General features: G+C 70.6%; 22 protein-coding genes and 1 pseudogene. 12 read left to right on the forward strand and 11 right to left on the reverse strand.

Features of this window, described 5'->3' with window-relative positions:
• Positions 1–439: 439 nt before the first annotated feature.
• Together AC07F3_RS40155 and AC07F3_RS40160 are read right to left on the reverse strand one after the other, a co-directional pair.
• Positions 440–1486: a PhlD gene (locus AC07F3_RS40155; protein ID WP_479119899.1), complete on the reverse strand. Its 1047-nt coding sequence runs from the start codon at positions 1484–1486 to the stop codon at positions 440–442.
• Positions 1487–1548: 62 nt separating this feature from the next.
• The gene (locus tag AC07F3_RS40160; RefSeq protein ID WP_479119900.1) at positions 1549–2376 is read right to left on the reverse strand and encodes an MmyB family transcriptional regulator; all 828 of its coding nucleotides are present in this window, start codon (positions 2374–2376) and stop codon (positions 1549–1551) included.
• A gap of 303 nt (positions 2377–2679) precedes the next feature.
• Between AC07F3_RS40160 and AC07F3_RS40165 the strand changes: the two genes are divergently transcribed.
• Positions 2680–4173, forward strand: coding sequence for a hypothetical protein (locus tag AC07F3_RS40165; protein WP_479119901.1), 1494 nt, complete (start codon positions 2680–2682; stop codon positions 4171–4173).
• A gap of 200 nt (positions 4174–4373) precedes the next feature.
• On the opposite strand, the gene AC07F3_RS40170 is transcribed toward AC07F3_RS40165, so the two are convergent.
• Positions 4374–4985, reverse strand: a complete 612-nt coding sequence (locus AC07F3_RS40170; protein WP_479119902.1) for a TetR/AcrR family transcriptional regulator — start codon at positions 4983–4985, stop codon at positions 4374–4376.
• 87 nt (positions 4986–5072) lie between these two features.
• Here AC07F3_RS40170 and AC07F3_RS40175 point away from each other — a divergent pair, with 87 nt between their 5' ends.
• Together AC07F3_RS40175 and AC07F3_RS40180 are read left to right on the forward strand one after the other, a co-directional pair.
• Positions 5073–5498: a nuclear transport factor 2 family protein gene (locus tag AC07F3_RS40175; protein WP_479119904.1), complete on the forward strand. Its 426-nt coding sequence runs from the start codon at positions 5073–5075 to the stop codon at positions 5496–5498.
• The gene (locus AC07F3_RS40180; protein ID WP_479119906.1) at positions 5495–6370 is read left to right on the forward strand and encodes an NmrA family NAD(P)-binding protein; all 876 of its coding nucleotides are present in this window, start codon (positions 5495–5497) and stop codon (positions 6368–6370) included. The genes AC07F3_RS40175 and AC07F3_RS40180 overlap by 4 nt, the downstream gene beginning before the upstream one ends.
• 266 nt (positions 6371–6636) lie before the next feature.
• Here the strand turns inward: AC07F3_RS40180 and AC07F3_RS40185 are convergent, their stop codons facing one another.
• Positions 6637–7623, reverse strand: coding sequence for an MBL fold metallo-hydrolase (locus AC07F3_RS40185; protein ID WP_479119907.1), 987 nt, complete (start codon positions 7621–7623; stop codon positions 6637–6639).
• Positions 7624–8149: 526 nt separating this feature from the next.
• On the opposite strand from AC07F3_RS40185, the gene AC07F3_RS40190 reads away from it, so the two are divergent.
• Positions 8150–8641, forward strand: coding sequence for a hypothetical protein (locus AC07F3_RS40190; RefSeq protein WP_479119909.1), 492 nt, complete (start codon positions 8150–8152; stop codon positions 8639–8641).
• 150 nt (positions 8642–8791) lie between these two features.
• Here AC07F3_RS40190 and AC07F3_RS40195 read toward each other — a convergent pair whose 3' ends face one another.
• A complete protein-coding gene (locus AC07F3_RS40195; RefSeq protein WP_479119911.1) occupies positions 8792–9469 on the reverse strand; it encodes a DUF4232 domain-containing protein in 678 nt (225 codons plus the stop codon).
• A 967-nt stretch (positions 9470–10436) separates the two neighbouring features.
• On the opposite strand from AC07F3_RS40195, the gene AC07F3_RS40200 reads away from it, so the two are divergent.
• Together AC07F3_RS40200 and AC07F3_RS40205 are read left to right on the forward strand one after the other, a co-directional pair.
• Entirely contained in the window at positions 10437–10970 is a 534-nt protein-coding gene (locus AC07F3_RS40200) for a hypothetical protein (RefSeq protein WP_479119912.1), read from the forward strand.
• 17 nt (positions 10971–10987) lie between these two features.
• A pseudogene (locus AC07F3_RS40205) lies at positions 10988–11122 on the forward strand (ATP-dependent DNA ligase); the annotation flags it as partial.
• A gap of 116 nt (positions 11123–11238) precedes the next feature.
• Here the strand turns inward: AC07F3_RS40205 and AC07F3_RS40210 are convergent.
• Positions 11239–12015, reverse strand: coding sequence for a helix-turn-helix domain-containing protein (locus AC07F3_RS40210; RefSeq protein WP_479119913.1), 777 nt, complete (start codon positions 12013–12015; stop codon positions 11239–11241).
• An 840-nt stretch (positions 12016–12855) separates the two neighbouring features.
• The gene (locus tag AC07F3_RS40215) at positions 12856–14010 is read right to left on the reverse strand and encodes an amidase family protein (RefSeq protein WP_479119915.1); all 1155 of its coding nucleotides are present in this window, start codon (positions 14008–14010) and stop codon (positions 12856–12858) included.
• Between the two features lie 264 nt (positions 14011–14274).
• On the opposite strand from AC07F3_RS40215, the gene AC07F3_RS40220 reads away from it, so the two are divergent.
• Complete coding sequence (locus AC07F3_RS40220) at positions 14275–14454, forward strand: hypothetical protein (protein ID WP_479119916.1); 180 nt, start codon at positions 14275–14277, stop codon at positions 14452–14454.
• A gap of 225 nt (positions 14455–14679) precedes the next feature.
• Complete coding sequence (locus AC07F3_RS40225; RefSeq protein WP_479119917.1) at positions 14680–15039, forward strand: DoxX family protein; 360 nt, start codon at positions 14680–14682, stop codon at positions 15037–15039.
• A gap of 202 nt (positions 15040–15241) precedes the next feature.
• On the opposite strand, the gene AC07F3_RS40230 is transcribed toward AC07F3_RS40225, so the two are convergent.
• Entirely contained in the window at positions 15242–15658 is a 417-nt protein-coding gene (locus AC07F3_RS40230; RefSeq protein ID WP_479119918.1) for a RidA family protein, read from the reverse strand.
• A gap of 188 nt (positions 15659–15846) precedes the next feature.
• The gene (locus tag AC07F3_RS40235) at positions 15847–16719 is read right to left on the reverse strand and encodes a helix-turn-helix transcriptional regulator (protein WP_479119919.1); all 873 of its coding nucleotides are present in this window, start codon (positions 16717–16719) and stop codon (positions 15847–15849) included.
• Positions 16720–16925: 206 nt separating this feature from the next.
• On the opposite strand from AC07F3_RS40235, the gene AC07F3_RS40240 reads away from it, so the two are divergent.
• Positions 16926–17777 carry an oxidoreductase gene (locus tag AC07F3_RS40240; RefSeq protein ID WP_479119921.1) on the forward strand — a complete coding sequence of 284 codons (852 nt, stop codon included), beginning with the start codon at positions 16926–16928 and terminating at the stop codon, positions 17775–17777.
• A 539-nt stretch (positions 17778–18316) separates the two neighbouring features.
• Here AC07F3_RS40240 and AC07F3_RS40245 read toward each other — a convergent pair.
• Positions 18317–18790, reverse strand: a complete 474-nt coding sequence (locus AC07F3_RS40245) for a MarR family winged helix-turn-helix transcriptional regulator (RefSeq protein ID WP_479119922.1) — start codon at positions 18788–18790, stop codon at positions 18317–18319.
• An 89-nt stretch (positions 18791–18879) separates the two neighbouring features.
• On the opposite strand from AC07F3_RS40245, the gene AC07F3_RS40250 reads away from it, so the two are divergent.
• Positions 18880–19170, forward strand: a complete 291-nt coding sequence (locus AC07F3_RS40250) for a hypothetical protein (protein ID WP_479119924.1) — start codon at positions 18880–18882, stop codon at positions 19168–19170.
• Positions 19171–19505: 335 nt separating this feature from the next.
• The gene (locus tag AC07F3_RS40255; RefSeq protein WP_479119926.1) at positions 19506–20747 is read left to right on the forward strand and encodes an IS701 family transposase; all 1242 of its coding nucleotides are present in this window, start codon (positions 19506–19508) and stop codon (positions 20745–20747) included.
• Positions 20748–20774: 27 nt separating this feature from the next.
• On the opposite strand, the gene AC07F3_RS40260 is transcribed toward AC07F3_RS40255, so the two are convergent.
• Complete coding sequence (locus AC07F3_RS40260; RefSeq protein ID WP_479119927.1) at positions 20775–22844, reverse strand: helix-turn-helix domain-containing protein; 2070 nt, start codon at positions 22842–22844, stop codon at positions 20775–20777.
• A gap of 268 nt (positions 22845–23112) precedes the next feature.
• Here AC07F3_RS40260 and AC07F3_RS40265 point away from each other — a divergent pair, with 268 nt between their 5' ends.
• Entirely contained in the window at positions 23113–23880 is a 768-nt protein-coding gene (locus tag AC07F3_RS40265) for a methyltransferase domain-containing protein (RefSeq protein ID WP_479119928.1), read from the forward strand.
• Positions 23881–23926 lie beyond the last annotated feature (46 nt).

Raw genomic sequence — 23926 nt, forward strand, 5'->3', positions numbered from 1 at the left:
CAACTCGGCAACCGCCTCGTCGGCATCCTCCACGGCTGCCTCAAAACCCGCACCCACTACGACGAAGCGACCGCCTGGTCACACCACGCCCACACTCCCGCCACTTGACCTCAAACGACATGGGGTGTCTGACACCACCCCGGCGCGCCTAACCGCTCGACGCCCCGACGAAGCACGGCAGCCCGCGCGAAAGGCAGGCGACGCAGGCCATGGGGTAAGCCAACCCAGTACGCCGACGGGAGGGCGCGGCACAACAACAGGTGTGGCCCTCTCGCCGCACGCGTGTAAGTGCCAGCCCCGCTGGTCCCGTCCGCCGAGGCGAGCGTGACCGGACCGGATTTCGGAAGCGCCTCAGGGAACGCCCGCAAGGTATGAGCCCCGCCGAGGGGCACGACGCGGGGTGTCCGGCCCGTTGTAGGTGTCGCCGCCGGACGGGCGTTCAGTTGAGCCAGGTTCCTCGGCAGGCCACTCCTGAGAACCCCGGGCCGAAGGCCAGCAGGAGGGAGCCGTCTCCAGAGGCGGGCGGGTCGTCGTGGGTCCGGCGGAGGACGTCGAGGACGGCCGCGCCCCCGAGGTTTCCGTTCTCGGCCAGGCTGGCGCGCGAGTGCTTGGCCGCGTGCGTCTCCAGGCCGAGGCCGTCGGACACGGCGTCGATGATGCCCGGGCCGCCCGGGTGGATGACGGGGGCGGCGGGACGCCAGGGGCCGAGCCAGTCGAGCAGGGGGCCCATTACCTCCGCCGCGGCTTTGGGTGCTTCCTTGGTGCTCTCGAAGTGCAGGCCGGTGGGATCCATACGGCCGCTGTAGCGGTCGACGCTGTTGGGCAGCAGATACTGCCAGGTGTCCTCGATTCGCAGCCCCGGCCCCAGGGGAGCGTCCGAGACGATGCAGGCGCCGGCGGAATCGCCGAACAGCGCCTTGTAGACCATCGATTCGACGCTGTCGTCGGCGTGGTTGTAGACGCTGCTGATGACTTCTGACACGACGACGAGGACCTTGGCACCCCGGCTCATGGACGCGGTCGCTTCTGCGGCCCGGATGACGGATTGCGTGCCGCCGGCGCAGGCCAGCGCGGTGTGGGACTGGTGGCGGGTCGTGGGCCTCATGCCGAGCACGCGGATGAGCTGGATGTCCAGCTGCGGTACGCCCCAAGAGGTGGAGTGGCTGGTGACCACGGCGTCGATGTCGGCCGGCGTCAGCCCGTGGTCGTCCAGCGTCATGCGGGCCGCCTGCTCGGCCATCTCCAAGGCGTCGGAGAACGCGGCTTCCACGCGCGCTTCGAGGGGAGCGGTGCCCGAGATGACGTCCGAGGCCAGAGGGCGGGTGAAGCGCCTGCTGGTCACGGTCGTGTTCTCGATGATGCGCCGCAGGGCACGCAGCCGGGGGTGGTCGGGGTGGTGGACCTCTATGTCGCCGATGATCTCGTCGGTGCTGATTTCATGGCCGGGAAGGAAGATCGTGGGGCGCGATATGTAGCAGGGCTGCATGCTGCTCCTCGGCGTATGGTCCGTTTTGTCCGGTCAAATTGACGGCAGTCCAGCCCGAACCTTCAGCTTCCTGCCGTGAGTGAGGGGTGTGGCCTGCCCAGCCTGGGTTCGTGCGAGAGGCGCAGGATGATCAGCCGTGCCCCGGGGCTGCCCAGTGGCTCGGCGGCGCAGACGGTGACCCAGCAGGGACCGTGGTCGGGGTGCAACAGGGGGCGCTCGTCGCCGTCGAGGGGCACGAAGAGATCCGGAACCGCCTTGTACAGCGGGCCGGCGAGGGGGTCTGCCAGTACGTCCTGCTCGATCGCACGGAGGATCTGGTCGTCCGGCCGGGCGGCCAGGGCCGCGCGCATCTGGGGGATGACCAGGGGAGCCCATGCGGTCTCCCACTCCAGGAGGATCTTGCGGGCGTCCGGGTCCAGAAGCATCCACCGCATCGTGTTCTGCGGCTGCTTCTGGCCGGGGAAGAGCCTGCTGAACTGGGCGTTGCCACCGAGGACTTCCCAGCTCTCGTTGTTTATGTACGCCATGTCGTTGAAGTGCGGCAGCGCATGGATCCACACGTCGGACACCGTCTGGCCCGAGGACGGGTGCAGCGGGTGGGGCGCCTCCGTGCCTGCGGCGTACCGCCAGAGGGCATCCCATTCGTGTTCGTTCATGCCCAGCAGCCGGGCCACGTCCTGGAGCAGGTCGGCCGGCGGGTTGGAGTAGCGGCCGGACTCCAGGCGCTGGTAGACCCCGTCGGCCCGGTTGAGGAGCCGCTCGATCTGGCTCTGCGTGAGGCCAGGGGCTCGTCGGCCCTGGCGGGCCGAAGGGCGGGGGAGGCCGAGGTCCTCTGGGCGGATCCCGGCCCGCTTCTTCTCCAGCAAGATCTTGAGTGCAGCCTTGTCCACGGGGTTGCCCGACCTCCTGGCAGATCGATGTTCAGCGGCCAACTGCCTTTGCGCGGACGGTCTTTCAGTGCAAAAACCTTCCGCCGCCGACTGGTCATTATTCACGGATCATCTCGGGGCGGGTCCTTGCCTGACATCCGTACGCGGATGCGTCCCAGACCCGCACTCCCTGCTCACGGCAGCCGTCCGTTCTCGGCCAATCCGCATGCGGAACCAGGCCACGGAGCCACCCTCCAGGCCGCCCCGTCCGTCTCACGATCCGGTCTGGGTCACTATGGATCCAGCACGGTGAGGAGTGTTGGTATGGGTGTGAGCAGCAGTTACCTGTCCCGGGCCGAGGTCCAGCAGATGCTGGGCATCAACACGTTCGGGCTGTGGCGGCTGGAGCGGAAGTACGACGACTTTCCGCAACCGACGGAACCGTACGACCCTCTCCGTAGCGCGGAAGAGGTCTGGGACGGCACCGAGGTCTACCGATGGGCCGCCGACACACCCGAGTTCGCCCACCGGGGCGCCGTGCTGCTGCGTCCACGCCCCGAGGACCTGGCGAACGGCCACTGGGCCGGATACACCGACACGGTGCGGGGGCCCGCGCTGGACTGGCACACCGTGCTCGGCACCGTCCGCATCGTCTACAGCGACGACCGCAAGGCCGCCGCCGAGGTCGCCACCGCCGTGGCCGGCACGGGGAATCCGGACGGCGTGGTCACCGTCTGCGCCCTGTACGGAGATGTCGGCTTCACCGGCCCGGCCCTGATCGCCGCGGACATCGCCCACCCGGGTACCGAGTACGAAGCCGAGTGGGGCGACGTCGCTGCCCTCGCCGGCCAGGCGCTGCCGTGGTGGCCCGATCCGCTGCGCCTGCCGCGACTGATTCGCGCCTGGAAGCCCGGCGCGGCGGTGGCCGTCGCCGAAGTCCCGCCCAACGGCGACGAGAAGGTCCTGCGCCAGGCGGCGCGCAACGAAGCCTTCGACGCCGTGTCGCGCGCGGCCGCCACGGACATGGCCAACCACATCCGAAACGGCCGGATCAACAGAGCCGAGCACGAGAACCGGGTCTTCGGCACCGAGCGGTTCGGCATGCGGCCCAACCCCGTCGTCATCGCCGCCGAACCCGACACCACCGACCACCCGTTGCCGAGCGGCGGCGACCGCCAGGCATGCAAGGCCGGTTGGTGCAAGCTCGCCCTCAGCAACCACCCGGACGCTGTCGCCGCACTGGAGGTGGCCATCGGCCACGACCCGGAACTGCTGTCGTTCGGAGCGGTCACCGAAGTGCCCCTCCAGCCAGGTACGGTCACTGAACGATGGGCCCAACGCCTCGTACCGTGCGAACCGACCGCCGCCCACGCCGTGCTCGCCCACGGAGACCCGGTGGATGCCTTCTTCATCGACCCGCTCACCGACATGCCCGCCCTGCGCACCGTCTGCGACGGCGGCAGCCCCCTATGGCGGTTCTACGCACCGCTGTCCCTCCCGTCCAGAGGCGCGGAACTCAGCACCATCACCCTGCAGCACACCCTGTGGATCACCACCAGCGACGGCGAGGTGCACCCCGCTCCCTGCACACAGACGGAGCACCTGTGGTGGGGCGCGGGCCGAAACGACCGTCCCAGCGAAGCCGCGACGGTGGCTGACGCACTCCTGGACGACCTGGGAGCTACCGTGAACCTGCGCGGCCACTGGAAGGCCCCCCACGGCCTGACCGCCCTGTTCAGCGACGAGTATGAGCACGGAACCCAACTCACCCGCAGCACCCTGCTCCTGGCCCGAATGAGCCCACCCAGGCCGCGGTGAGTCGCTGAGCGCCCCTGGTCGGCCCTGTTCTCCCGAAGCTGTCACGAAGTGACGGGTAACTCAGCGCGTCGTCAGGGCCTTGGTTGCCGTGCGGGGTCCAGAAAAGATCGGCAGGGATTCGGTGGGCAGTTGGTGATCCTGCTCGGGCAAAGGGTCGTTTGCGAGAGGCCCCGCTGATCGAGGACTTGCCCGATCCTCGGTCATTCCTCGGCGGTCAACCCTTGCGGTGGGCCGGAGGCCAGGACGCTGGTGACGAAGTTCGCCAACTGTGACCGCATTCTTTCCCGCGGAATGCGCTCTTCTCCGGCCAGGTGCTCGACGAGGTCGGCTCGTGTGGCGGCGAGCAGGGCGTGGGCGGTGAAGTCGCTGTCGGTCAGGCCGGGGAGCTGCTCCAGTACGGCTCGGAGCAGGCTGCGCCACCGCGCGTAGGGCTCCGCCTGGTACGGGCTGCTGCTCCCGCCTTCCTCCAGGGCCAGCGCGAGGCGCCGGTTGTCGAGTTTGAAGCACAGGACGGCATCGAGCAGGGCGGGTACGCGATCCCGCGGTGGGGTCGCGGGGCCCAGGGGTGGTGGGCCGGTCTCGACGGCCTGCCTGATCGGTTCGAGCCGGGCCTCGTACAGCGCGCGGAGCAGCCCGGCGCGATCACCGAAGGCTCGGAAGAGCGTGCCCTTGCCGACGCCGGCCGCGGCAGCGACGTCGGCCATGGTCACGTCCTCGGGACTCTCGCGGCGGACGAAGAGGGCGTCGGCGGCCGCGAGCACGGCCTCCCGGTTGCGGACGGCGTCCTTGCGAGAGGACTGGCGTTCGGGCATGCCGCTCCTTCCAATTGCAAAACGGACCCGTGGTCCATATCGTTGAAGCGGACCCAGGGTCCGTATTCTATGACTTGGAGGACACCCATGTCCGCACCACCCTCCCCGGCGGATCTGTACCGCCACAGCCTGCGACTGCTGCTCGACAAGGACATACCCGCGTGGGTCGCACTGTGGGCCGAGGACGGCATCATGGAGTTCCCCTTCGCCCCCGACGGCCGGCCCCAGCGCCTGGAGGGCAAGGAGGCCGTCGCCGCCTACATGCGCCACTACCCCGACCACATCGACCTGCACGACTTCCCCGACCTGCGGATCCACCAGACCACCGATCCACAGACCATCGTGGTCGAAATGCGCGGCGTTGGCCGCTGGGTGGAGAGCGACGCCCCCTTCGACATGACCTACATCGCCGTCGTGACCGTTCGAGACGGACACATCACCTCCTACCGCGACTACTGGAACCCCCTCGCCGTCCAGGAGCCCGGCGCCGACTTCACCGGGAGCGGCCGATGACCACCACCGGCACCACACTGGTCATCGGTGCCACGGGCACCACCGGAAGCCGCACTGCCGCACGGCTGGCGGCCGCGGGTCACCGCGTCAAAGCCGCCAGCCGCCGGGCCACCCCGGTCGCCGGCGCCGAGCCGGTCCCCTTCGACTGGCACGACCCCGCCACTCACGCTGCCGCCCTCCACGGAGTCGACCGCCTCTATCTCATACCGCCCCCGGGCGACTCCGACCCCGCCGCGATCATGCTGCCGTTCCTCCATCAGGCCCGCACCGCCGGCGTGCACCGCGCGGTACTGCTGAGCTCCTCGGCCATCCCCGAAGGCGGCCCGGCAGTAGGAAGGGTGCACCGGGCCCTGCCCGATCTGTTCGAAGAGTGGGCAGTGCTGCGGCCCTCGTGGTTCATGCAGAACTTCACCGGCACGCACGCGCACGCTCGCAGCATCCGCGACGAGGGCATCATCTGGACCGCCACCGAAAGCGGCCGGGTGGGCTTCGTCGACGCCGAGGACATCGCAGCCGTCGCCGTCTGCGCTCTGACCGATGAGCAAGCCCCCAACACCGACCTCCTCCTCACCGGACCCGAGGCACTCGGCTACGACGACATCGCCGCGATCGCCACCGAGGTCACCGATCGGCCCGTAGTCCACCGCCGTCTGTCCTACGAGCAGATGCGCGACCGCCTCACGACGCAGGTGCCGGTCGAGTTCGCCGCAATGCTGGCCGACATGGACCGTGCCATCGCGGAAGGGGCGGAGGACCGCATCACCGACACCGTCCAGCGCCTCACCGGTCAGCCCCCGCGCACCTTCCGAGCGCTCCTTGAGAAGGAGATGGGTGCCCTACCCCACTGGGCTTCGCAGCCGCCCACAGACTGACTCGCTTCGGCTTCGTCCGGCTGCTCGTCAGGCCGGAGCTGTGGCCGACTCGCCGCTGGGCCGGGCACCGAAGCCATCACGACGGCGGCGAGGGCGAGCCCCGACTTGTTCCGCAGCCGCTCCTGGTCCTCCTCCAGCAGCGTCCAGACCTCGATCAGGTCCTCCGGCTCCCTTTCCTGCCGCACCCCAGGCTCACCCGGAACACCGCCACTTGGCATCTCGTTGGACGGAGCCGCATCGCTCCGCACGGCGCGGTGACGTCCGGGTCAGTTGGCCGTCGCGGGCTCACTTTGCAGGCCGTTGCTCTTGCGCCAAGCGATGCCGGCCGCTTCCGAGGCCAGGGTGAGAATGTCGGGCGCGGTGGAGGCGCCGTCGTCCAGGTGCTGGAACTCCGAGCCGAGAGTGATGGCGAGCCGCTCCTCAAGTCCGAGGCCCGGATAGCGCTTTTCGCGGATGAGGTGCTCCGCCGCGGCGGTGGCGGAGAGCCCGCGCGCGTGCAACTCGCGGGCCTGGTCCGCCAGGTCCTTGAGGTAGTGGATGTGTGCGCGCAGCCCGTCCTGGTCGAGCAGGGGTCCGTGCCCGGGGACGATGTGTTCGGGGTCCCAGGCCAGAATGCCTTCGCACGCGGCGCTGATGTTGGACAGCGGGCCCGCCCAGTGGCAGGGGTGGTCGCCGGCGAAGACGACGTCGCCGGTGAAGACGACGCGCTGCTCGGGCAGGTGAGCCACCAGGTCGCCGACGGTGTGGGCGGGCCCGACCTGGTGCAGTTCCACCGGGATGTCCCCGACCCGGACGTCAAGGCGGCCCTCGAAGGTCCGGGTGGGCGTGACCACGTCGATGCCACGGAAGTCGAACTTGCCGAAGTGACGCCGGAAATACCAGCCGAGCGGCTGGTCGGGGTCGGTGTCTTCGACAAGGGTGCGCAGTTGCTGGGGCGTTGGTTCAAGGCATTGGTGCTCCAGCGTGCGCCGGGTGGAAATGATCTCGGCTCCGGTGACGAGCTGGTTGCCCCAACTGTGGTCGCCGTTGCCGTGGGTGGTGAACACCCGGCTGATACGTGCGTGCGGTGCGGCCGCGCGAGCCGCGGACAGGAAGGCGTCCGTGAGGTCCAACGCGTAAGGGGTGTCCAGCACGGCAGCGTCACGGCCGGAGACGATCAGCCCGCAGTTGGCCAGCCCCCAACTGTCCGTCGAGCCAGGGGCCCAGACGTGCACGCCGGGGGCTATGGGGATCAATCTCGGTGCGTTAGTCATGCCATGCATTCTCGCCGGAGCGTGGTGTGGGCGTCCGGGCGGGCTTCAGCGCGGACGGCGAGTCGGCCGCGCCAGAGCGCGGGCTCGACGGCCAGGGTGGCGCAGCGGGTGCCGGGGATCCGTATCCGTCCGCCGACTGCGGCTGAGGCATCATCACCGCCTGAGCCACCCTCTGAACGCGGCCACTTCATCCGGGGCGATCACGGCTTGTTGGCCTGTCCCGGCGCTTGTGCGCCGTCGAACAGGGGGTACGGGCCATGGCAGGGGCAGTCGATGAACTGGACAGGCTCCCATTCACCATCTCAAGCCACTGGAGCCGGGGACCATCTGCCTGGCGGCAGTGGACGTACCAGAAGGGCCCGGACGGGCGGCGGCACGAGGTGGTCCTGTTCGACTCGCGGGACATGCGTGATCCGCTGCGGAACACTGTCCTGAGAGGCAACGACAGTCCGGCGATGTCCCGTCCCGCAGGCGTTCGCCACAGCCGTTGACGCGGCTTTCGCTCCCCTCTCTCTACCCTCAACACATGAACAGGTTCGGTGGCGGCGAGGGCCGGTATCTGGAGATGACCAACGGTGGCACGGCGGTCTTCGTCGACGTGCTGATGCTCGCCGTGTCCGCGCTGGCCCACGAGCCGTGGGACTTCCGCTTCGCCGCCCTGCTGACCTTGCAGGACCAGAACGTGATGGGGCGCGGGATGGTCGGCTTCGAGCTGGCGGAACTCGACTGGGGAAACACGCCGCACGAGCGGGCGGCTGCCAAGGACTTCGTGCTGCGCGTCCTCGATCTGGCGCTGTCTCATCACCGGTGGGAGGACCTCACCTATGAGCCGGCCCGCGTCGAGGGATGCCTGACCACGTACCGGGCGATGGTGGAAGACTTCGACCCCGGGACCGCGCGGGGCGCGGATGTCCTGCCGGGGCCGCAGGAGGCAGCCATGGCTTCCTGCGTTCGTCACCGGGTGCTGGACGCGCAGCCGTTCTGGGAGGCGTGCGTGTTCTGTACGGCTGGGGTCTGAGGGAGGCCGGGTCGGTTCCGGGTGGCCGGTCCCTCCGTCAGCTCCTGCGGGGCCCGTCGCCGAGGAATCCGTGAGGCTGTGGCTCCCCGCCTGGCGCGGTCGGCACTCACCTTGACGACATCCCGGCGAGCAAGTCGGCGGTCGTGGCGGCTAGTTGGTGGTGTGGGTGGGGTAGACCTGGACGTCGCCGTAGGAGCCCTTGATCTGTCCGGCGCCGGTGGGCCAGTTCAGGGTGACGGAGTGGGTCTCGTTCGGGGGCGTCACCTGGATGTTGGTGGGGTGGGAGAGGCTCTTGCCACTGCTGTCGATGGTGTACGCGATGTCGAAGATGGCGGCGTCGCCGGGCTTGAGGGTGGTGATGCGGGGCTGGGCGGAGCCGCGCGCGATGGGGCTGGACGTGTGGTCGGCGTCCTTGATGTCGACGCCCGCGAAGCCCGTCGCGGAGCAGGTGGTCGAACCCCGGTTGATCATGGTGATGTTGATCCGGCCCGAGGTCTTGTCGGGCGCGGCGTTGGCGGCGTCGATGGCCAGGTCCTTCGTCTTGCAGAACGTGCTCTTGCCCGAACCGCTCCCGCCGCCCGCGCTGGATCCGGTCCCCGCGGAGGAGCCCTTGCCCCCGGAGTTGCTTCCTTCCGAGGCCTTGCCCGCGGAGTCGCTTCCGCTGCCCTGGCTGCTGCCGGTGGCCGGGGCGGCGGTGTTCCCGGCGGGGGTGGCGGTCGAGGGGCCCTGCGCGGCGTTGTCGTCGCCGTTCTGGCAGGCCGTCATCAGCAGGGTGCTGCTGAGGAGGGCTGCGGAGACGAGGATGGCCTTGCGACGGTTGCCGTACATGAAGAACCCCTTGGAAGCGCGTAGTTGGAGCTGAACCGTTTCGGCTCGTTCGTGGGTGCTCGATCACTATGGACAGGCTGTGCGCCGCGAGGACAGGGGTGTCGTCGCTCCACGACACCGTTGTCACCGTCTGGTGACATGATCACCGGGATCCCCGGGGTCGTCATCCGACGCGCACGAGCGGCTGTGGGCCGTCCCGGCGAGCGGGGCACGACACTGGGGACCGGTCGCTGGGCAGGCGGTACCGCCCGCACCCGCTACGTGGGCCCGGGTTGGCCCCCGGGGGCGGGCCGCCGTCTTCGGTACGTGTGCTGGTGTTACGCCCACGACGCCCTCAACCTCGCCCGCGACACCGCCGGGAACAGTGCGCTGTCCATGAAGGTGGCGGCATCATGACCACGGTCGGCCGAGCCCGGCTTGGCCCCGCGCCGCTGCAATCCGCCTGAAGGAACTGCTTGTCGCTCCCTCAACGTCTGGGCCGATTGCGAGGGTTGGGACGTACGGCGACCGCTGCGATGCGGCGCTGCCCGCCGATGCTGACTCGAAGTCGCGGCGCCCGCTCTCCATCTCTTCGGCGGGGCGGGGCCCCTTCCAGCCCGGGCCGGATGAAGATTTCTCCGATGCCGCCGAACCGCGCGCGGGGCGGGCTCGCCCGCGCCGGGCTCCCGAGGCCGTCCGTCAGGTGGTGCATCACCGCGTGGCCCAGACTGGCCGTCCATCGGCATGGCAACCCGCGATAGTTCGGTGTCGCGGCCCTGTTCTTCTCGCCGGACGGGCAACGGGTCTTCGTCCAGGGCCTGCTCGACGACCACGAGCGCGCTCCCCAACTCCTGCGTTTCACATGGACGCGAGGGGGGCGAGGGGGCAATCGGCCGCAACCACTCGAAAGGCTGGCGCCGGCGCTCTCGGAGAGCGACAGGTACGGCAGGCTGTCGCACGTACCCGTCCGCGCCATCAGATTGGACCAATGAGCCTCATGATCATTCCTCACGGCCGCCGTGTCATGACGGAGGCCGACATCGCCGACAGGATGGGCATGACGCTCCACGCCTGGCGGCTGCGCCACGCCGTCGACTTCCGCGCCCGGGTCAAGGTCATCAACCCGGAGGAGCGCCCGAAGATGTACGACGAGGAGCAGGCCCTCGCCTTCATCGCGGGCCAACCCATTCCACCGCGCCCCGAATCGTTCCCGCCGCACCCCGACGATCTGCTGAGCGCCCGCGCGGCCTCTGTCGTGCTCGGTGTCGCCCCACATACCGTCCACGCCTACGGCAGGAAGGGCGCTCTCGATGAGGGGGTAGAACGCCACGGCCGACGATGGTGGCGCCGCGCCGCGATCCAGGCCCGCCTGGAGGCAGGCCACCCCCAGCCCGAGCGGACCGGCGCGGGCCGCTCGGTCCCCGCCGCCCGCGCCCCGGAGTCGGAGCCGAGCTCGCCCGCGTCGTGGCAGGCCAGCGTCCAGCCGTCACCGAAGCCGACCTGGCCGAGCGTTACGGCGTGAGCATCCGCACCGCCTAGCGCCTCCTCGACGTCGCGTACGCCGCCCTTTCCTGCAGCCTGGCTAACGCCTCCAGGTTCAGGCACACCGCGAGGTGGCGGAGGTGGCGCCCCGACCGTAACGCCGACTCCTGCACCTACGACCAACTCGAATAGCCCACCTGCAACTCGGACGACTCGTTGGGGTGCCCCAGACAGATCCAAGCCCCAAGGGAAGCCGAAGGAGTTCTGCTGCCCCGGCCGTGTACTGCTGCCGTACCGTCACGCGCGGATCAACTGGTCACTGCCGGGGGACGGCTGTACTTCTCGATGCTCGCCTTGGTTGTGGACCGGTCCACGAGCCGCAGTTCCCACGGCCCCGTGTTCACGTCGAAGTCCTTCCCGAACCCGACCCACTTCCCCGCCATGCGGCGGCCTGTCGGCTCGACCAGTAGCTGAATCGCCCCGTGGTACCGGGCCCCGTGGTAGTAGCCATCCGTGGACGTCTGCTCCGTCCACGACCCCGTGACCACGTTCCGGTCAACGGTCAGATCAAGGTGCAGAGGGCTGTCAGGGTTGGACGACGCTCCCGGCAGGGACTCGGCCGTCAGTCGGTTGCCCCGGTGCACCACCAACACATGGTGAGCGGCTGTGAACGTCTGTGAGCGACTGGACGAGAAGAACTCGTACCGGCTGAGCCAGACACCCGAGAAGTCCTCTCCGGACGGCTCGGAGGCCGCCGCAGCGTCCCCGGAAGCCTGAGCGATGCCGTCACTCCCAGAGTCCATGTCATGCCCTCCTGCGCCGTCATCGTGGACGCGTGGGGACAGCGCGAACCCTAGGGCTTCGACCGGCTTCCCCGTAGCCTTTTCCAGAGCCCGCGCGTACAGCGGGCGACAGGTGCGACTCTGGCCCGACTCCCACCGCTGAACGAGCCGCTTGGACGCTTCGTTGGGTTCACTGAGGGCCTTGCCCGCTTCCCTGATCACCTTGGCGAACTCGTCCTGAGACAAGCGCATACCGATCCGAACGGCACGCAGGACATCGTTTGGCTCAACCGTTGTGGTCATGGCACGAGGCTAGACTCAACCGCTGTCCAATGACACCGGTTTGACGCCCAACGCGTGACGCCTCTTCGACGCCCGAGGGACGCCTTGAACGTCGTCGTCATGACCGGCGCGGCTCGCAACGATGGTCGGCATGTCCATCCGAATCCGCACGTACACGGTAAGAGCCGACGGGACACAGACCGCCCCGCAGAAGTTCTACGAGGGCGACGGAGAAGGGCCGCTGGCGTCCAGCGCCATGCCTGTGTGCTCCTGCCCCAGGTGCCGAATGGGTGGGCTTCCCAACCGGAGCACCACGAACGATGGAGGCAAGCGAGCATGAGCACGTTAACTGCTCGTTCTCGCCCACGCGGACGACCAAGGCTGATCCGCCCTACTCCCGCTTCCTTCATGTCGCGGCGGTGCGACGTGGCCAGAGCAGTTCATTACCCCGGCGGCCCATCAGTCGCGTTGCCAGTCACGGCTAGGGACCTTCTCCCAGTCGACCAGCGCGCCGCAGACTTCAACACAGCGCCTGCGCACCGATGTTGAGTATCCGAAGCCGGTTGGGGTGGAGGCCCGTCTCCTGGGCCCGCTCCTGTTCCCGCCCGGCCCCTCCCGAGTTTGACAGTGGTTCGTCAACGCGACGAAACGGCAGCTGTGCCGCGCCGGTCTCATCGTTAGCCCCACGTGCCTCACCTAAGTGCCTGTTGAGGGGCGTCTTCAGAGGGTGAGGGGGCTGCGGGTCTCGAAGTCGGCCGGTCAGACGGCGAGACGGGGGTGCCGGGGGCGACCTCCTGCCACGGCACCCCGCTCCGGAGCCGGGCGATGGCAACAACTCCGGCGCATGGGCAGGGCCATTCTTCACAGCCGACGCGGCGTGGGGGTGGTCATGGAGATGGCTGCGTCCAGCAGAGCGGCATCGGCATGGTGGCGGGCGACCAGCTGAAGGCCGACCGGTTCGCCGCGGGGGGTCATGCCCGCGGGGAGGGTCAGCGCGGGGTGGCCGGAGAGGTTGAATGCCCAGGTGAGCGCGACATTCATGCGGGCTCCCGGGCCGTCGTGGCCGTGTGGGGGATGCGGCACGGTGGGGGTGGCGATGAGGTCGGTCTGCTCGAAAGCCCACCGAAGCCGCTGCGCGTTGGCGCTGATCAGGGCATCGGTGATCGCATCGCGCGTACCCGAACGCAGAGAGACCCAGGCCGGTGCGGGGTCGTGCAGTTCCACGGGGTGGTTGACGAACCGCCACTGGCCGGTCGCGGCGAACCGGTCCAGGGCTTCGCGGGCGGTATTGGCGACCGCGGGGTCTGTGGCGGCGTATCCGAGTGTGGGCGTCCAGAGCACCTTCAGCGGCCGGGGCAGGGGAGCGGGAGTGTCGGTGGACGTGACGGCGTGGAGGTAGGCGGCAGCATCGAGGGGAGTGCGGACCAGGACGCCAGGGGTGTTCAGACCCGCCCGGTCACGGGCGGGCAGCCGCCCGTTGGTGGGCTTGAACCCGATGATTCCGCACCAGGCCGCGGGAATGCGCACCGACCCGGCCCCGTCCGATCCGCTGGCGAGAGGGACGAGACCGGCGGCGACGGCGGCCGCGGACCCGGCCGACGAGCCACCGGGTGACCATGCGGGGTTGAGGGGGTTCAAGGTAGGGCCGCGGTCCGTGTCTCCGTAGGTCTGCCAGGCGGTGCGGCCGCGGGGCACCGAGGTCGCGCCGATCGGCACGCAGCCGGCGGCGGCCAGCCGCTGGTTCTGCACCGAGTCGGGCCCTTCGCTCGCCTTGACGCCGAACGGCACCCCCGCCAGCGGCAACCGGGCGCCCTGGGCCACCGCCGCGTCGACCTGGGCGGCCCAGGCCCGGGCCCGGCCGGGCCAGACATCGGTGAACGCGCGCACCGCACCGTCGCGTTCGGCGACCAGCGCCAGCGCCGCCTCGACGACCTCGCAGGCCGTGAACTCACCCCGGCCGACCCGTTCGGCGATGTCGATTGCGGACAGGGTCGCGTACAGCCGGTCGGTGAGCATCGGGCCCCTCCCTCGGGCGGCGTCAGCGTGCGGGGCCGCCGCGTCTCCTGCCGGTGTTGCGAAGTGTGGGGTGGCCGCGGCGGCCTGCGCAGGGGTGGAACAATTCTGGGTTCCCTGGGCATGTCTGTGCACCCGAGTTGCTTGGAGCGGAGCCGGGCTGGGGGCAACCTGCGTAGCTCTACGCTGCGGTAATACCTACGGGGTATCGGCCGCCGCGGGATGGGTCTTGGACAACGGCAGGGCCCTGGCGGTGCACTCGTAACCATGACCGAAGAAGCGAAGACCGGCCGCAGGCTCGGCCTGGTCGCCAGGGCCGAACTCACCCCACCCAGGGAGCGCTGCCGCAGGACCGCCACGCTCGACGGGACGAGGGCCTCGCTCTCCCCCTCCGGCCCCGTGCGGTTCACGGACGGGGGCGAGGGTGACGACGGCGGCCGCCGGTGACGCTCCGGCTCAACGCCGTTGAGATGAACAGCCGTTACGCGGTCAGCCCCGCCGCCCACCTCGTCTGAAGCCGGCGGCGCGGCACGGCCAGGCCGCCTCGCTTCGACAGGGTGTCGGCCCTTTCGTCAGCCGGGTCGCTCGGGCGCACAACCGAGCCTCACCAGCCCTCGCACCATCAACGCAATCGACGGGTCTCCATGAAACCGGGGCCCATGAACGGGAATCATGAACATCGCCTACTGGCTCGTCGCGGGAATCCTCGCGCTCTTCTACTTCTACGCCGGGGCCCTGAAGGTGGTCAGCAGCCGTGATCAGCTCCGGCCGATGATGGCCTGGGTCGACCGCGTACCCCTGCCCGCGATCAGGGCGCTGGGGGCGGTCGAGATACTCGGCGCGACCGGTCTCATCCTGCCGCCGCTGACCGGCATCGCCTTATCCCTTGCGCCGACTGCGGCGGGTGGCCTGGTGCTCCTACAGGTCGGCGCGATCGCCGTCCATCTGACGGGCGGAGACCGGCGGATCGCACTCAACGCCGGTCTCACCGTCACCGCGGCCGCGATCATCTGGCTGGCCACCCGGCCGTGATCGCGCACCGTCCTCGACCGCGGGGAGGCAGCCGCGGTGGCCTCGGTGACGGGCACGTCCAGCAGGGCCGCCGACGCCGCCCGTGGCAGTAGCGTCGGCAGGCCCACCGGCTTCAGTGCTGGAAGGCCGTGTGCAGACGGGCCAAATCGCGTGCGCGGATGGCCAGTTGGGGGCTGCCCGGGGCGGCCGCACTCCGCGGTGCTCAGGCTTGCCGGACGAGTCCTATGGCCTCGATCTCGATCATCCACTCGGGGGCGGCGAGGGAGGAGACCTCGACGAACGACTCCGCGAGGTGCGGCTCGGCCGGGAAGTACTCCGCGCGCAGCTTGGCGTAGACGTCCTGCTGCGTGATGTCGGTGACGAACACCGTCGCCTTGACCACGTCGGCGAGGCTGGAGCCTGCGTTCGTCAGGACCGTCGACAGGTTGGCGAGCGCTTGGCGGGCCTGCGCCTCGAAGTCCCCGGCTCCGACCGTGGCCCCCTGGGTGTCGATGGGGGCCTGTCCCGATGTGTAGACCATGTCTCCGACCCGGATGCCGAGCGAGATACCGGCCGACTCGTACCAGTCGGGCTCCGCGGTGACGCGGATACGTTCGGCGGCGGGCTGTGTAACGGGCATGCTGCTGTCGCTCCCTCAGATTCCGTACTCACGTTGCCGGACAGCTGAATGCGCCGCTCGGCGTGATCATGCACAACAGCCACGGGATGCCGAGTTCCATTCCCGCAGGTCCGCAGGTCCGCAGGTCCGCAGGCCCGGGGGTTTCCGGACGCCATTATGGTGGGCCGTGTGCGCGGACCTGCGGGTGTCTATCGGTCTGCGTGCTGGTCGTGCGAGGGCTCCGGCCGCCGGATCCACGCGTCCAGCAACCGAAGTGCCTCCTCGGAGCTGGAGCCTGCCTCGGCGGTGTAGATGCTCAGCCGCTGGTCCGGGTCGGCGGGCAGGGTCAGGGACTCGTAATTGAGGGTGAGCGGGCCGACGACCGGGTGGTGGAAGTGTTTGCTGCCATGGGTGTGCCGGTACACGTTCTGGTCGGCCCACCAGCGGCGGAAGTCCTCGTCCGTGATGGAGAGTTCGCCGACGAGCTCGGCCAGGAGCGGATCGTGGGGGTGGCGTCCGGCGTCGCGCCGGAGCGAGGCGACGATGTCCTGGGCGTGGGTGTCCCAGTGGGTGTACAGGGAGCGGGCGGTCTCGTCGGTGAACATGAACCGCACGAGGTTCCGCTCTCGGTGCGGCAGCGCCTCGAAGTCGGTGAGCAGCGCGCGGGCCATCCGGTTGGAGGCGAGTACGTCCAGGCGCCGCCCCAGTACGAGGGCGGGGGTGTGTTCGAGGATCCGCAGCAGGTCGCGCAACCCCGGGCGGACCGGCTGCGGACGTGTCGCCGTGCGGCGGGTCCTGCCCGCGGCGGGCTTGGCCAGCTGGAACAGGTGGGTGCGTTCGACGGGGTCGAGGCGCAGGGCGCGGGAGATGGCGTCCAGGACGGTCTCGGAGACGTTCACGCGGCGTCCGCGTTCCAGGCGTACGTAGTAGTCGACGCTCACGCCCGCCAGTTGCGCGATCTCCTCGCGGCGCAGCCCTGGCACGCGCCGGGAGCCGCCGTCGTCGGACAGGCCCGCCTGGCGCGGGGTTATCCGTGCCCGCCGCGAGCGGAGGAACTCACCGAGAGCTGTGTTGCGGTCCATGCCGTTCACGATAGGGCCCAAGATCGCCCCGACGGCCTGCGAAGGGGGGACTGGCAGACCCCCGGTCCCGTCGTCCCCGGGGCGAAGCGGACCCCGCTGAAGCCGATCGGCGGCCGATTCCGGTGCTGAAGTGGAACGTGTCGAGACCAACCGGGCCGCAGCTGGCCCGAGTTGGCCTCTGTTCGCATCGTACGAAGGGAACTCCCGTGTCGGACACCAAGACATTCCTGATCACCGGCGTCAGCACCGGCCTGGGCCGCGCACTCGCACGCGCCGCCCTGGCCGAGGGCCACCGGGTGGTGGGCACGGTGCGCACGCCCGCCGACGCACAGGCCTTCGAGGCGCTCGGCGGCGACGCGCACGCCCGCCTCCTGGACGTGACCGACCATGCCGCGGTCGACGCGGTCGTGGACGGGACCGAGCGCGAACTGGGACCGGTCGACGTGCTCGTCGCCAACGCCGGGTACGGCCACGACGGCCTCTTCGAGGAGTCGTCGATGGACGACCTTCGCCGTCAGTTCGAGGTGAACGTCTACGGAACCGTGGCGGTGATCAAGGCCGTGCTGCCGCACATGCGGGAGCGCCGTTCGGGCCACATCATCGCCGTCACCTCGATGGGCGGGCTGATCACCATGCCGGGCCTCAGCTTCTACCACGGCAGCAAATTCGCGGTGGAGGGCATCCTCGAAACCCTGGGCAAGGAGGTCGCCGACTTCGGCATCCATGTCACCGCCGTCGAGCCGGGCAGCTTCCGGACCGACTGGGCCGGTCGCTCGATGAGCCGCGCACCCCGTGCGATCGCCGACTACGACGAGCTGTTCGAGCCGCTGCGTGCCCGGCGCGTCAACGGCAACGGGAAGCAGCCGGGCGACCCGGACAAGGCCGCGGCCGCGGTGCTGCGCATGGTGGCGTCCGACCAACCCCCGGCCCGCCTGCTGCTCGGGCCCGACGCGCTTCGCCTGGTCCAGGCCGGACGGGAAGCCTTCGAGCGCGACATGCAGGCCTGGGCGGAGCTGTCGGCCTCCACCGACTTCGACGACGTCGGCCAGCCCGCCTGACGCAACCCGCCGTCGGACCCCGGCGCGAGGCCCCGACGGCGGCGGTCTTCACCGACCCGGCCCGCTCATGGCGTGACCGGCAGGATCTGACTCACGGCGGCGTCTCCCGGTGGGCCAACGGTCCGGCCGGGTTGTCAGTGCCGCCGCATAGGGTCCAAGTGATGGGGCCGGAACGGGGCCACCAGCACGGGAGTACGGCAGGTCTCCCTGGTCTGCGCGGGGGTGGTTACGGCCCAACCGGCGTCCAGGCATTGTTGAGTGCCACAGTGCAGCCCGCCAGCCCGGCCCCATCGTCTACGTCGGCGACCCTCGTGGGTCCAACCGGCGCTCCTTGGGCGAGGGCCGGGTGCGTCGTCCGGCTCGGGGGCGGGCGGTGACGGGGCGGCCGGGGACCCCTCTCCGGAAGCGAACTGGCCGCCTCGCAGAGGCTGTTGAGCCAACGGTGTCGAGGGGTGTCCCGCCGGGTGGTGCCGCAGGAGCGTGTCCGGCTGACGGGGTGCGTCGGTGAACGCTCCCGCGGCGCATGTCTTGAGGGCCCATCAGCCCGACCCGCCGGCCTCCCCCCGCGCGAGCGCGTCCGTCAGGCGCTCCAGTCGCATGGCGAACGCGGTGGCCTCGTCCGGTGGCCAGGTTGCCATTTCCTCGGCCAGGAAGGCCTCCATGGCGCCCCGCATCGCCGCGACCGCGCGCTCTCCCTCGGTGGTGAGGGCCAGTCTGGTGGCGCGGGCGTCGGCCGGGTCGGGGTGGCGGGTGATCAGTCCGGCCTCCTGCAACCTCGTCGCGTAGCGGGTGGTGACGGTGCGGTCCATGCCGATCGCCTCGGCGAGCCTGGTGGCCGTGGCGGGGCCCACGCGGGCGAGCCCGGACAGCACCGGGTAGGTCGTGGCGTCCACGCCCTCCACGCCGGAGGTCAGCCGACCGTAGAGCCCGGCGCGGGTGGCCCGCAGGGTCAGTGCCCCGATGGCCGCGGCCACCCGGGCGGCGGACGTGCTGTCATGCGTCGTTTTCCTCACACCTCGATAGTACGTGCAAAAAGCACGGAGTTCTGCTAACGTTCTGATACGTGCAGAAAGCACGTGCATTCAACACGCTAAGGATGGCCATGTCGCACTCGTCCACCACCCCGCACCAGCCCGCCGTACGCCCCGAGGACGTCCTGCCCGAGGGGGTCGACTCGACCGCGATCAACGGAATGACCGTCCGCAAGGGGTCGGTTGCCGCGTTCGTCGCCAACGCCGTACGCCTGGACGACCTCACCGAGGGCACGCCCGAGCACGCGGCCCTCGTCACGCAGATGCGTGAACTCGCCCCCGCGCTGCGCACCATCGGCCTCCTCGACGTCTTCCAGCCCCGCTCGCCCGTGGTGGAGCGGATCCTCTCCGAGGACGCGTAGCGCGGCGGGCGCGGCAGAGCTGAAGTCGGGGCGCGGGCCCGGTTCATGGTGGCCGGCCCACCGGCGCGACGGTGTCCGGAGCCCGCTATCGGCCGGATGGTGGTCGTCTGGTCACCGTCGCGGGGCCGGACAGTGTGGTCGGGACACCTCGCCGCCCGGGGAAGGGGGGAGCGACCGTGGAGGGCAGCCGCCGGTGCCGGGCAGGTTGGGACGGAGCCGTACGTCATCTTCCCGTCCCGCCCGCACCGTACGGGAGTGAGGTGACGCGGTCCGGGCCCAACCAGGGTGCGCCGTGGGCGAGTTGACGCAACGGGGAGTGGGAGGAACGACCTGACGTGAACGCCATCTTGCCGGTGTGCGACACCCGGCACACCGCAGGTGTGGACGGCGACGTACTCGACCTCGTCGTGACCGAGGTCTTCGCGGGGCTGCGCAGACGCGACCAGCGCCGGACCGCCGAACAGTACCTGCGCGCGCTGCTGGCCACCAAGGGGCGCAAGTCGGTCCGCAACCTCGCGAGGATCTGCCCCGACCGGGCGGCCGAACAACGGCTGCACCACTTCGTCAGCACCTCCCCCTGGGACTTCGACGAGGCGCGGGCGGCCCTCGCCCGGCTCCTGGACCGGCAGGCTCCCGCCCGGGCCCGCGTGGTGCGGCCGCTGGTGATCCCGAAGGCCGGCAACCGGTCGCCGGGCGTGCGGCGGCGCTACGTCCCCGCGAGCGGCGGGACCGTCAACAGCCAGCTCGCCTACGGTCTGTGGCACGCCTCGGCGGACGTCACCGTGCCGGTCGGCTGGCGGCTGCAACTGCCCGGCGAGTGGACCGTCGACCCGCGTTCGTACGCGCACCCGGACGAGAGCCCCCACCCGCACCGGCCCGTCGGCCTCGCGCAGGACCGCGTCGAGGAGGCACCGGCCGTGAGTGCCGCGAGCGCCGCCCTCGGGCCGATCCGAGCCTGGGGGCTGGCCACCCGGCCCGTCGTGATGGACCTGAGCGAGAGCCCGTCGTCCGTCCTGCCCTGGGTGTTCCGCAGCTTCGCGGAATCGGCGCCCCTGCTCGTGCGGGTGAGCGACACGACCCGCGTGATCCCCGCCCACCTCTCCGGGCCGGGCCGCGCGCTGCCCCTGCGCGAACTGCTGCGTGCCACCCCCGAACTCAGACGCCCCGTGCTGCTCCCCCGGGGCAGGGCCTTCGCGGCGCTGCTGCGGGTGTGGCTGGCCGAGGGCGCCCCATCGGGCGCTGACCGCGCGCGGCCGTCGGCCTCCGCGTCCCGAGCCGACGGACTGCTCGCCCTCGCCGTCTGGGACGCTGCCGCACCGACCCGCGCGAGCGTGTGGCTCACCGACCTGACGCGGCTGACGGCACCACCGCTGCTCACGATCGCCCGGTCGCTGGACGGTGTGGCGGCCGCGACGGCGCGCCCCGGGGAGCGGGTGGGGCTGCGGGACTTCGAGGGCCGCACCTACCAGGGCTGGCACCGGCACATGACCCTCGCCTCGGCGGCCCACGCCGTCCTCGCCTTGTCCGCGCCGCCGCACGGACCGGAGCCCTCGGTGCGGGGCGACGCCGTCGCCTGACAGCGCCCGGCGGAGGCCACCGGCCGGTCAGTTCCCGAGACTCTTGCGGGTACGGTGCAGGCGCAGGGCGAGCTGGATCTCCAGGGACTGGGCGGGCGTCTGCCAGTGGGGGCCGAGGAGTTCGGCGATGCGTTCCAGCCGCCGGGACACCGTGTTCGGATGGACGAAGAGGGCTTCGGCGGCGTACGTCGGACTGTTGCTCGCCTGGAAGTAGGCCTCCAGGGTCCGCACCAGTTCGGTGGAGCGCTGCTCGTCGTAGTCGAGGACCGGGCCGATGGCCGACCGTACGAAACCCGAGACGTCCAGGTGGTCGGAGAGCAGCAGGCCCAGGAAGCCCAGATCGGCCGCGCTCGCCGAGGTGCCGCGCGCGTCGAGCGAGAGCAGGGCGCTCAGGCACCGGTTGGCCTCCTCGCAGGCGGCCCGGACGTTCAGGATGCTGGTGACGGGACCGGCGGCCGCGACCGTCGGCGCCTGGTCGAGCAGCGGGAGGAGTTCCTGCGCCACCCGCCGGGCGAGCGCGCTGGGATCGCGGCCGGGCAGCAGCAGGGTCAGGGTGCCCCGCAGCACGGTCTTGAGCCCGCCGACGCTGTGGGCGTGCGACGACGCCCAGACCACGGCACGGCCCTGCGATCCGCCCTCGGTGCGGATCACCATGACGACGTAGGGCGCGTCCGGGTCGAGACCGAGGCCCTGGCAGCGCTCGCGCAGCGCCCGCGGCTCGTGCGGGGCGTCGCCCACCAGGTCGTCGAGCAGCTCGTCGCGCAGCGATCCCTCGGCGACCGCGGTGCTGCGCTGCATCACCAACAGGGCGGCCACGGCCTGGGCGACGGTGGCGAGGAGAGGGGCGGAACTCCGGGTGTCGGCCGCGCCGCCCGCGCTCTGCCCTGAACCCGCCGCGGGGTCGGCGGCCGCCACCGGCTCCCCACCGGAGCCCCGGCGCGCACCGGCCGCCTGATCCGCGGGGGCCGCCCGGTCCGAAGCAGCGGCCTCGTCGTCCTTCTCGGTCTCCCCGCCGCCGTCGGCGCCGTTTCGCGGGCAGACGAGGAGGATGCCCAGATGGTCGGTGCCGGCCTGGATCGGGACCATCCGTACGCCGTCGGACAGTTCCACCATGGCGCCTTCGGCGTGCGCGTCCAGGGACGAGCGCAGCAGCAGCTCGTCGTCGATCTCCGGTGCCTCGGCCGCCCCGGCGAGCCAGTCCCCGAAGCTGTTGCGGATGTGCACCGTGCCGCCCAGTAACGCGGCCGCCTCCGCGGCGAGTTGGTGCAGGGTGCAGCCGCTGAGGACCATGTCGAGCAGCCGGCGGTACGTTTCGGCGACCTGCTCGGCGTCGGCGAGCGCGTTGCGCGAACGGACGCCGTCGGTCTCCAACGAGTCGACCGCGGCCCGTACGTCGTCCAGGCGCCGCGCCTGCTCGATGGCCACCGTGGCGAGGTCGCCGAGCGAGCCCATCAACGACAGCTCGTCGGGGGTGAAGTACCGCACGTTGCGGTCGGCGGCGTACAGCACACCGAACCGTGAGTCCCCGTGCCGCAGCGGGACCGCGAGGACGGCACGCAGACCCTCCGCGCGGATCACCTCGTCGATCACGGGCGCGTGGTGGATCCGCTCGTCGGGCAGGTAGTCGGGCGTCCAGAACGGCGTCGCGTGCTCGGCCGCGGCGAAGCCGATGCCCGCCTCGGTGGGCACCTCGAAGCCCACCGTCAAAGTGGAGGCGTGCCCGTCCGCCGCGCGGACCACGGAGGTCGCGTTGTCGGGGCGGTGCAGGCTGAGATAGGCCATGTCGAGATTGAGCAGCCGCCGGGCCCGGCGGCAGGTCAGCTGGAGCAGCTCGTCGAGATGGTACGGAAGGGTCAGGTCCCTGGCGGTGTCCACCAGGGCGGAGAGCCCCGCACCGTGCTGCCGGCGGCGGTTGAGCTGGGCCTGGACCTCCAGGGCGAGCCGGTGAACCGTCTCCAGGCGGGCGAGCCGCTCCGGCTCGGAGGGCGGCGTCTCCCGGCGGGTCTGCTCAAGGAGCGAGTCGAACTCGGGCAGGGGCGCTTCGCGGGCCAACAGCGCCAAGAAGGCGACGACCTCGTCGTCTCTGAAATCCCCCATGGGTGCTTCGTCCTCCCCCGCGCCAGCCACCACAGCCAGCGAAGCCTAGGGTGCCAATTGACGTGCAATCAAGAAAGCCCGAGTCAAGAGGAACTCCGCCCGCTTTCCTCCGAGTTGGCCGAATGCAGACCCGGAATCGGCCGGGGGGAGCGCGTCAGTATGTTTCGGCAACAACACTTGCCCGCCAACCAGGTGGCCGGACCACCTCCCGCCTCGAGGAGCGCTTGAGCCAGGCTGGGGCGCACCACGACAGCCAGGGGGAAACGTGATGCGGACAGCAACGCTCAGACCGGTTCAGGACTACCGACGCTCGCTCGCCCGCTGCACGGCCTCGCGCACCCGCGCCGACCGGCCCCGGTCCTTCTCGCTCTGCGGCAAGGACTGGGACCTGCTCGACGACGTCTTCGCGCCCGTGGACTCGCCGTCCACCCGGATCGCCGTGGAGTTCCTCGGCCTCGCCCCCGCATCGGGCGCCCGGGCCGCCGGGTCCTTCCTGGAGATCGGCTGCGGTGCGGGAGTGATCGCGGTCAGCGCGGCGCTCGCCGGACACACGGTTTCCGCGGCCGACATCAACCCCGCGGCGGTGCGCAATACGATGCTGAACGCGACCCGGCACCACCAGGGCGGCCGGGTCCGCGTCCTGCACAGCGACCTGTTCGCCGCGTTCCGCGCCGACGAGCGGTTCGACACCGTCTTCTGGAGCTCCAATTACGTACTGGCGCCGGGGGACTTCAGATACCGCGCCGTCACCGAGAGCTCCTACGTCGACCCCGGCTACGCCGCCCACCGCCGCTATCTCATCGAGGCACCGCTGCGGGTCAACGCGGGCGGGCGGGCGCTGCTCCACTTCAGCAGCCGGGGCAGCCTGTCGGAGCTGTGCGCGATCGCGCACGACTGCCGGCGCGAGCTGACGATCCGCCGGTACAGCTCGGAGCGGGAGGGCGACGACGTCGTCGACCACATGCTCCTTGAGGTGGGGATCCAGCGGCGCGAGGACGCCCCCGCATCGGCGACCTCCCCGGGCCCGCTGGTCTGAGCCCAGGAAAACGAGGGCCGCGCCGAGCGGCGGCCACGGACGCCGG

The organism is Streptomyces sp. NPDC045846, from assembly GCF_056431605.1.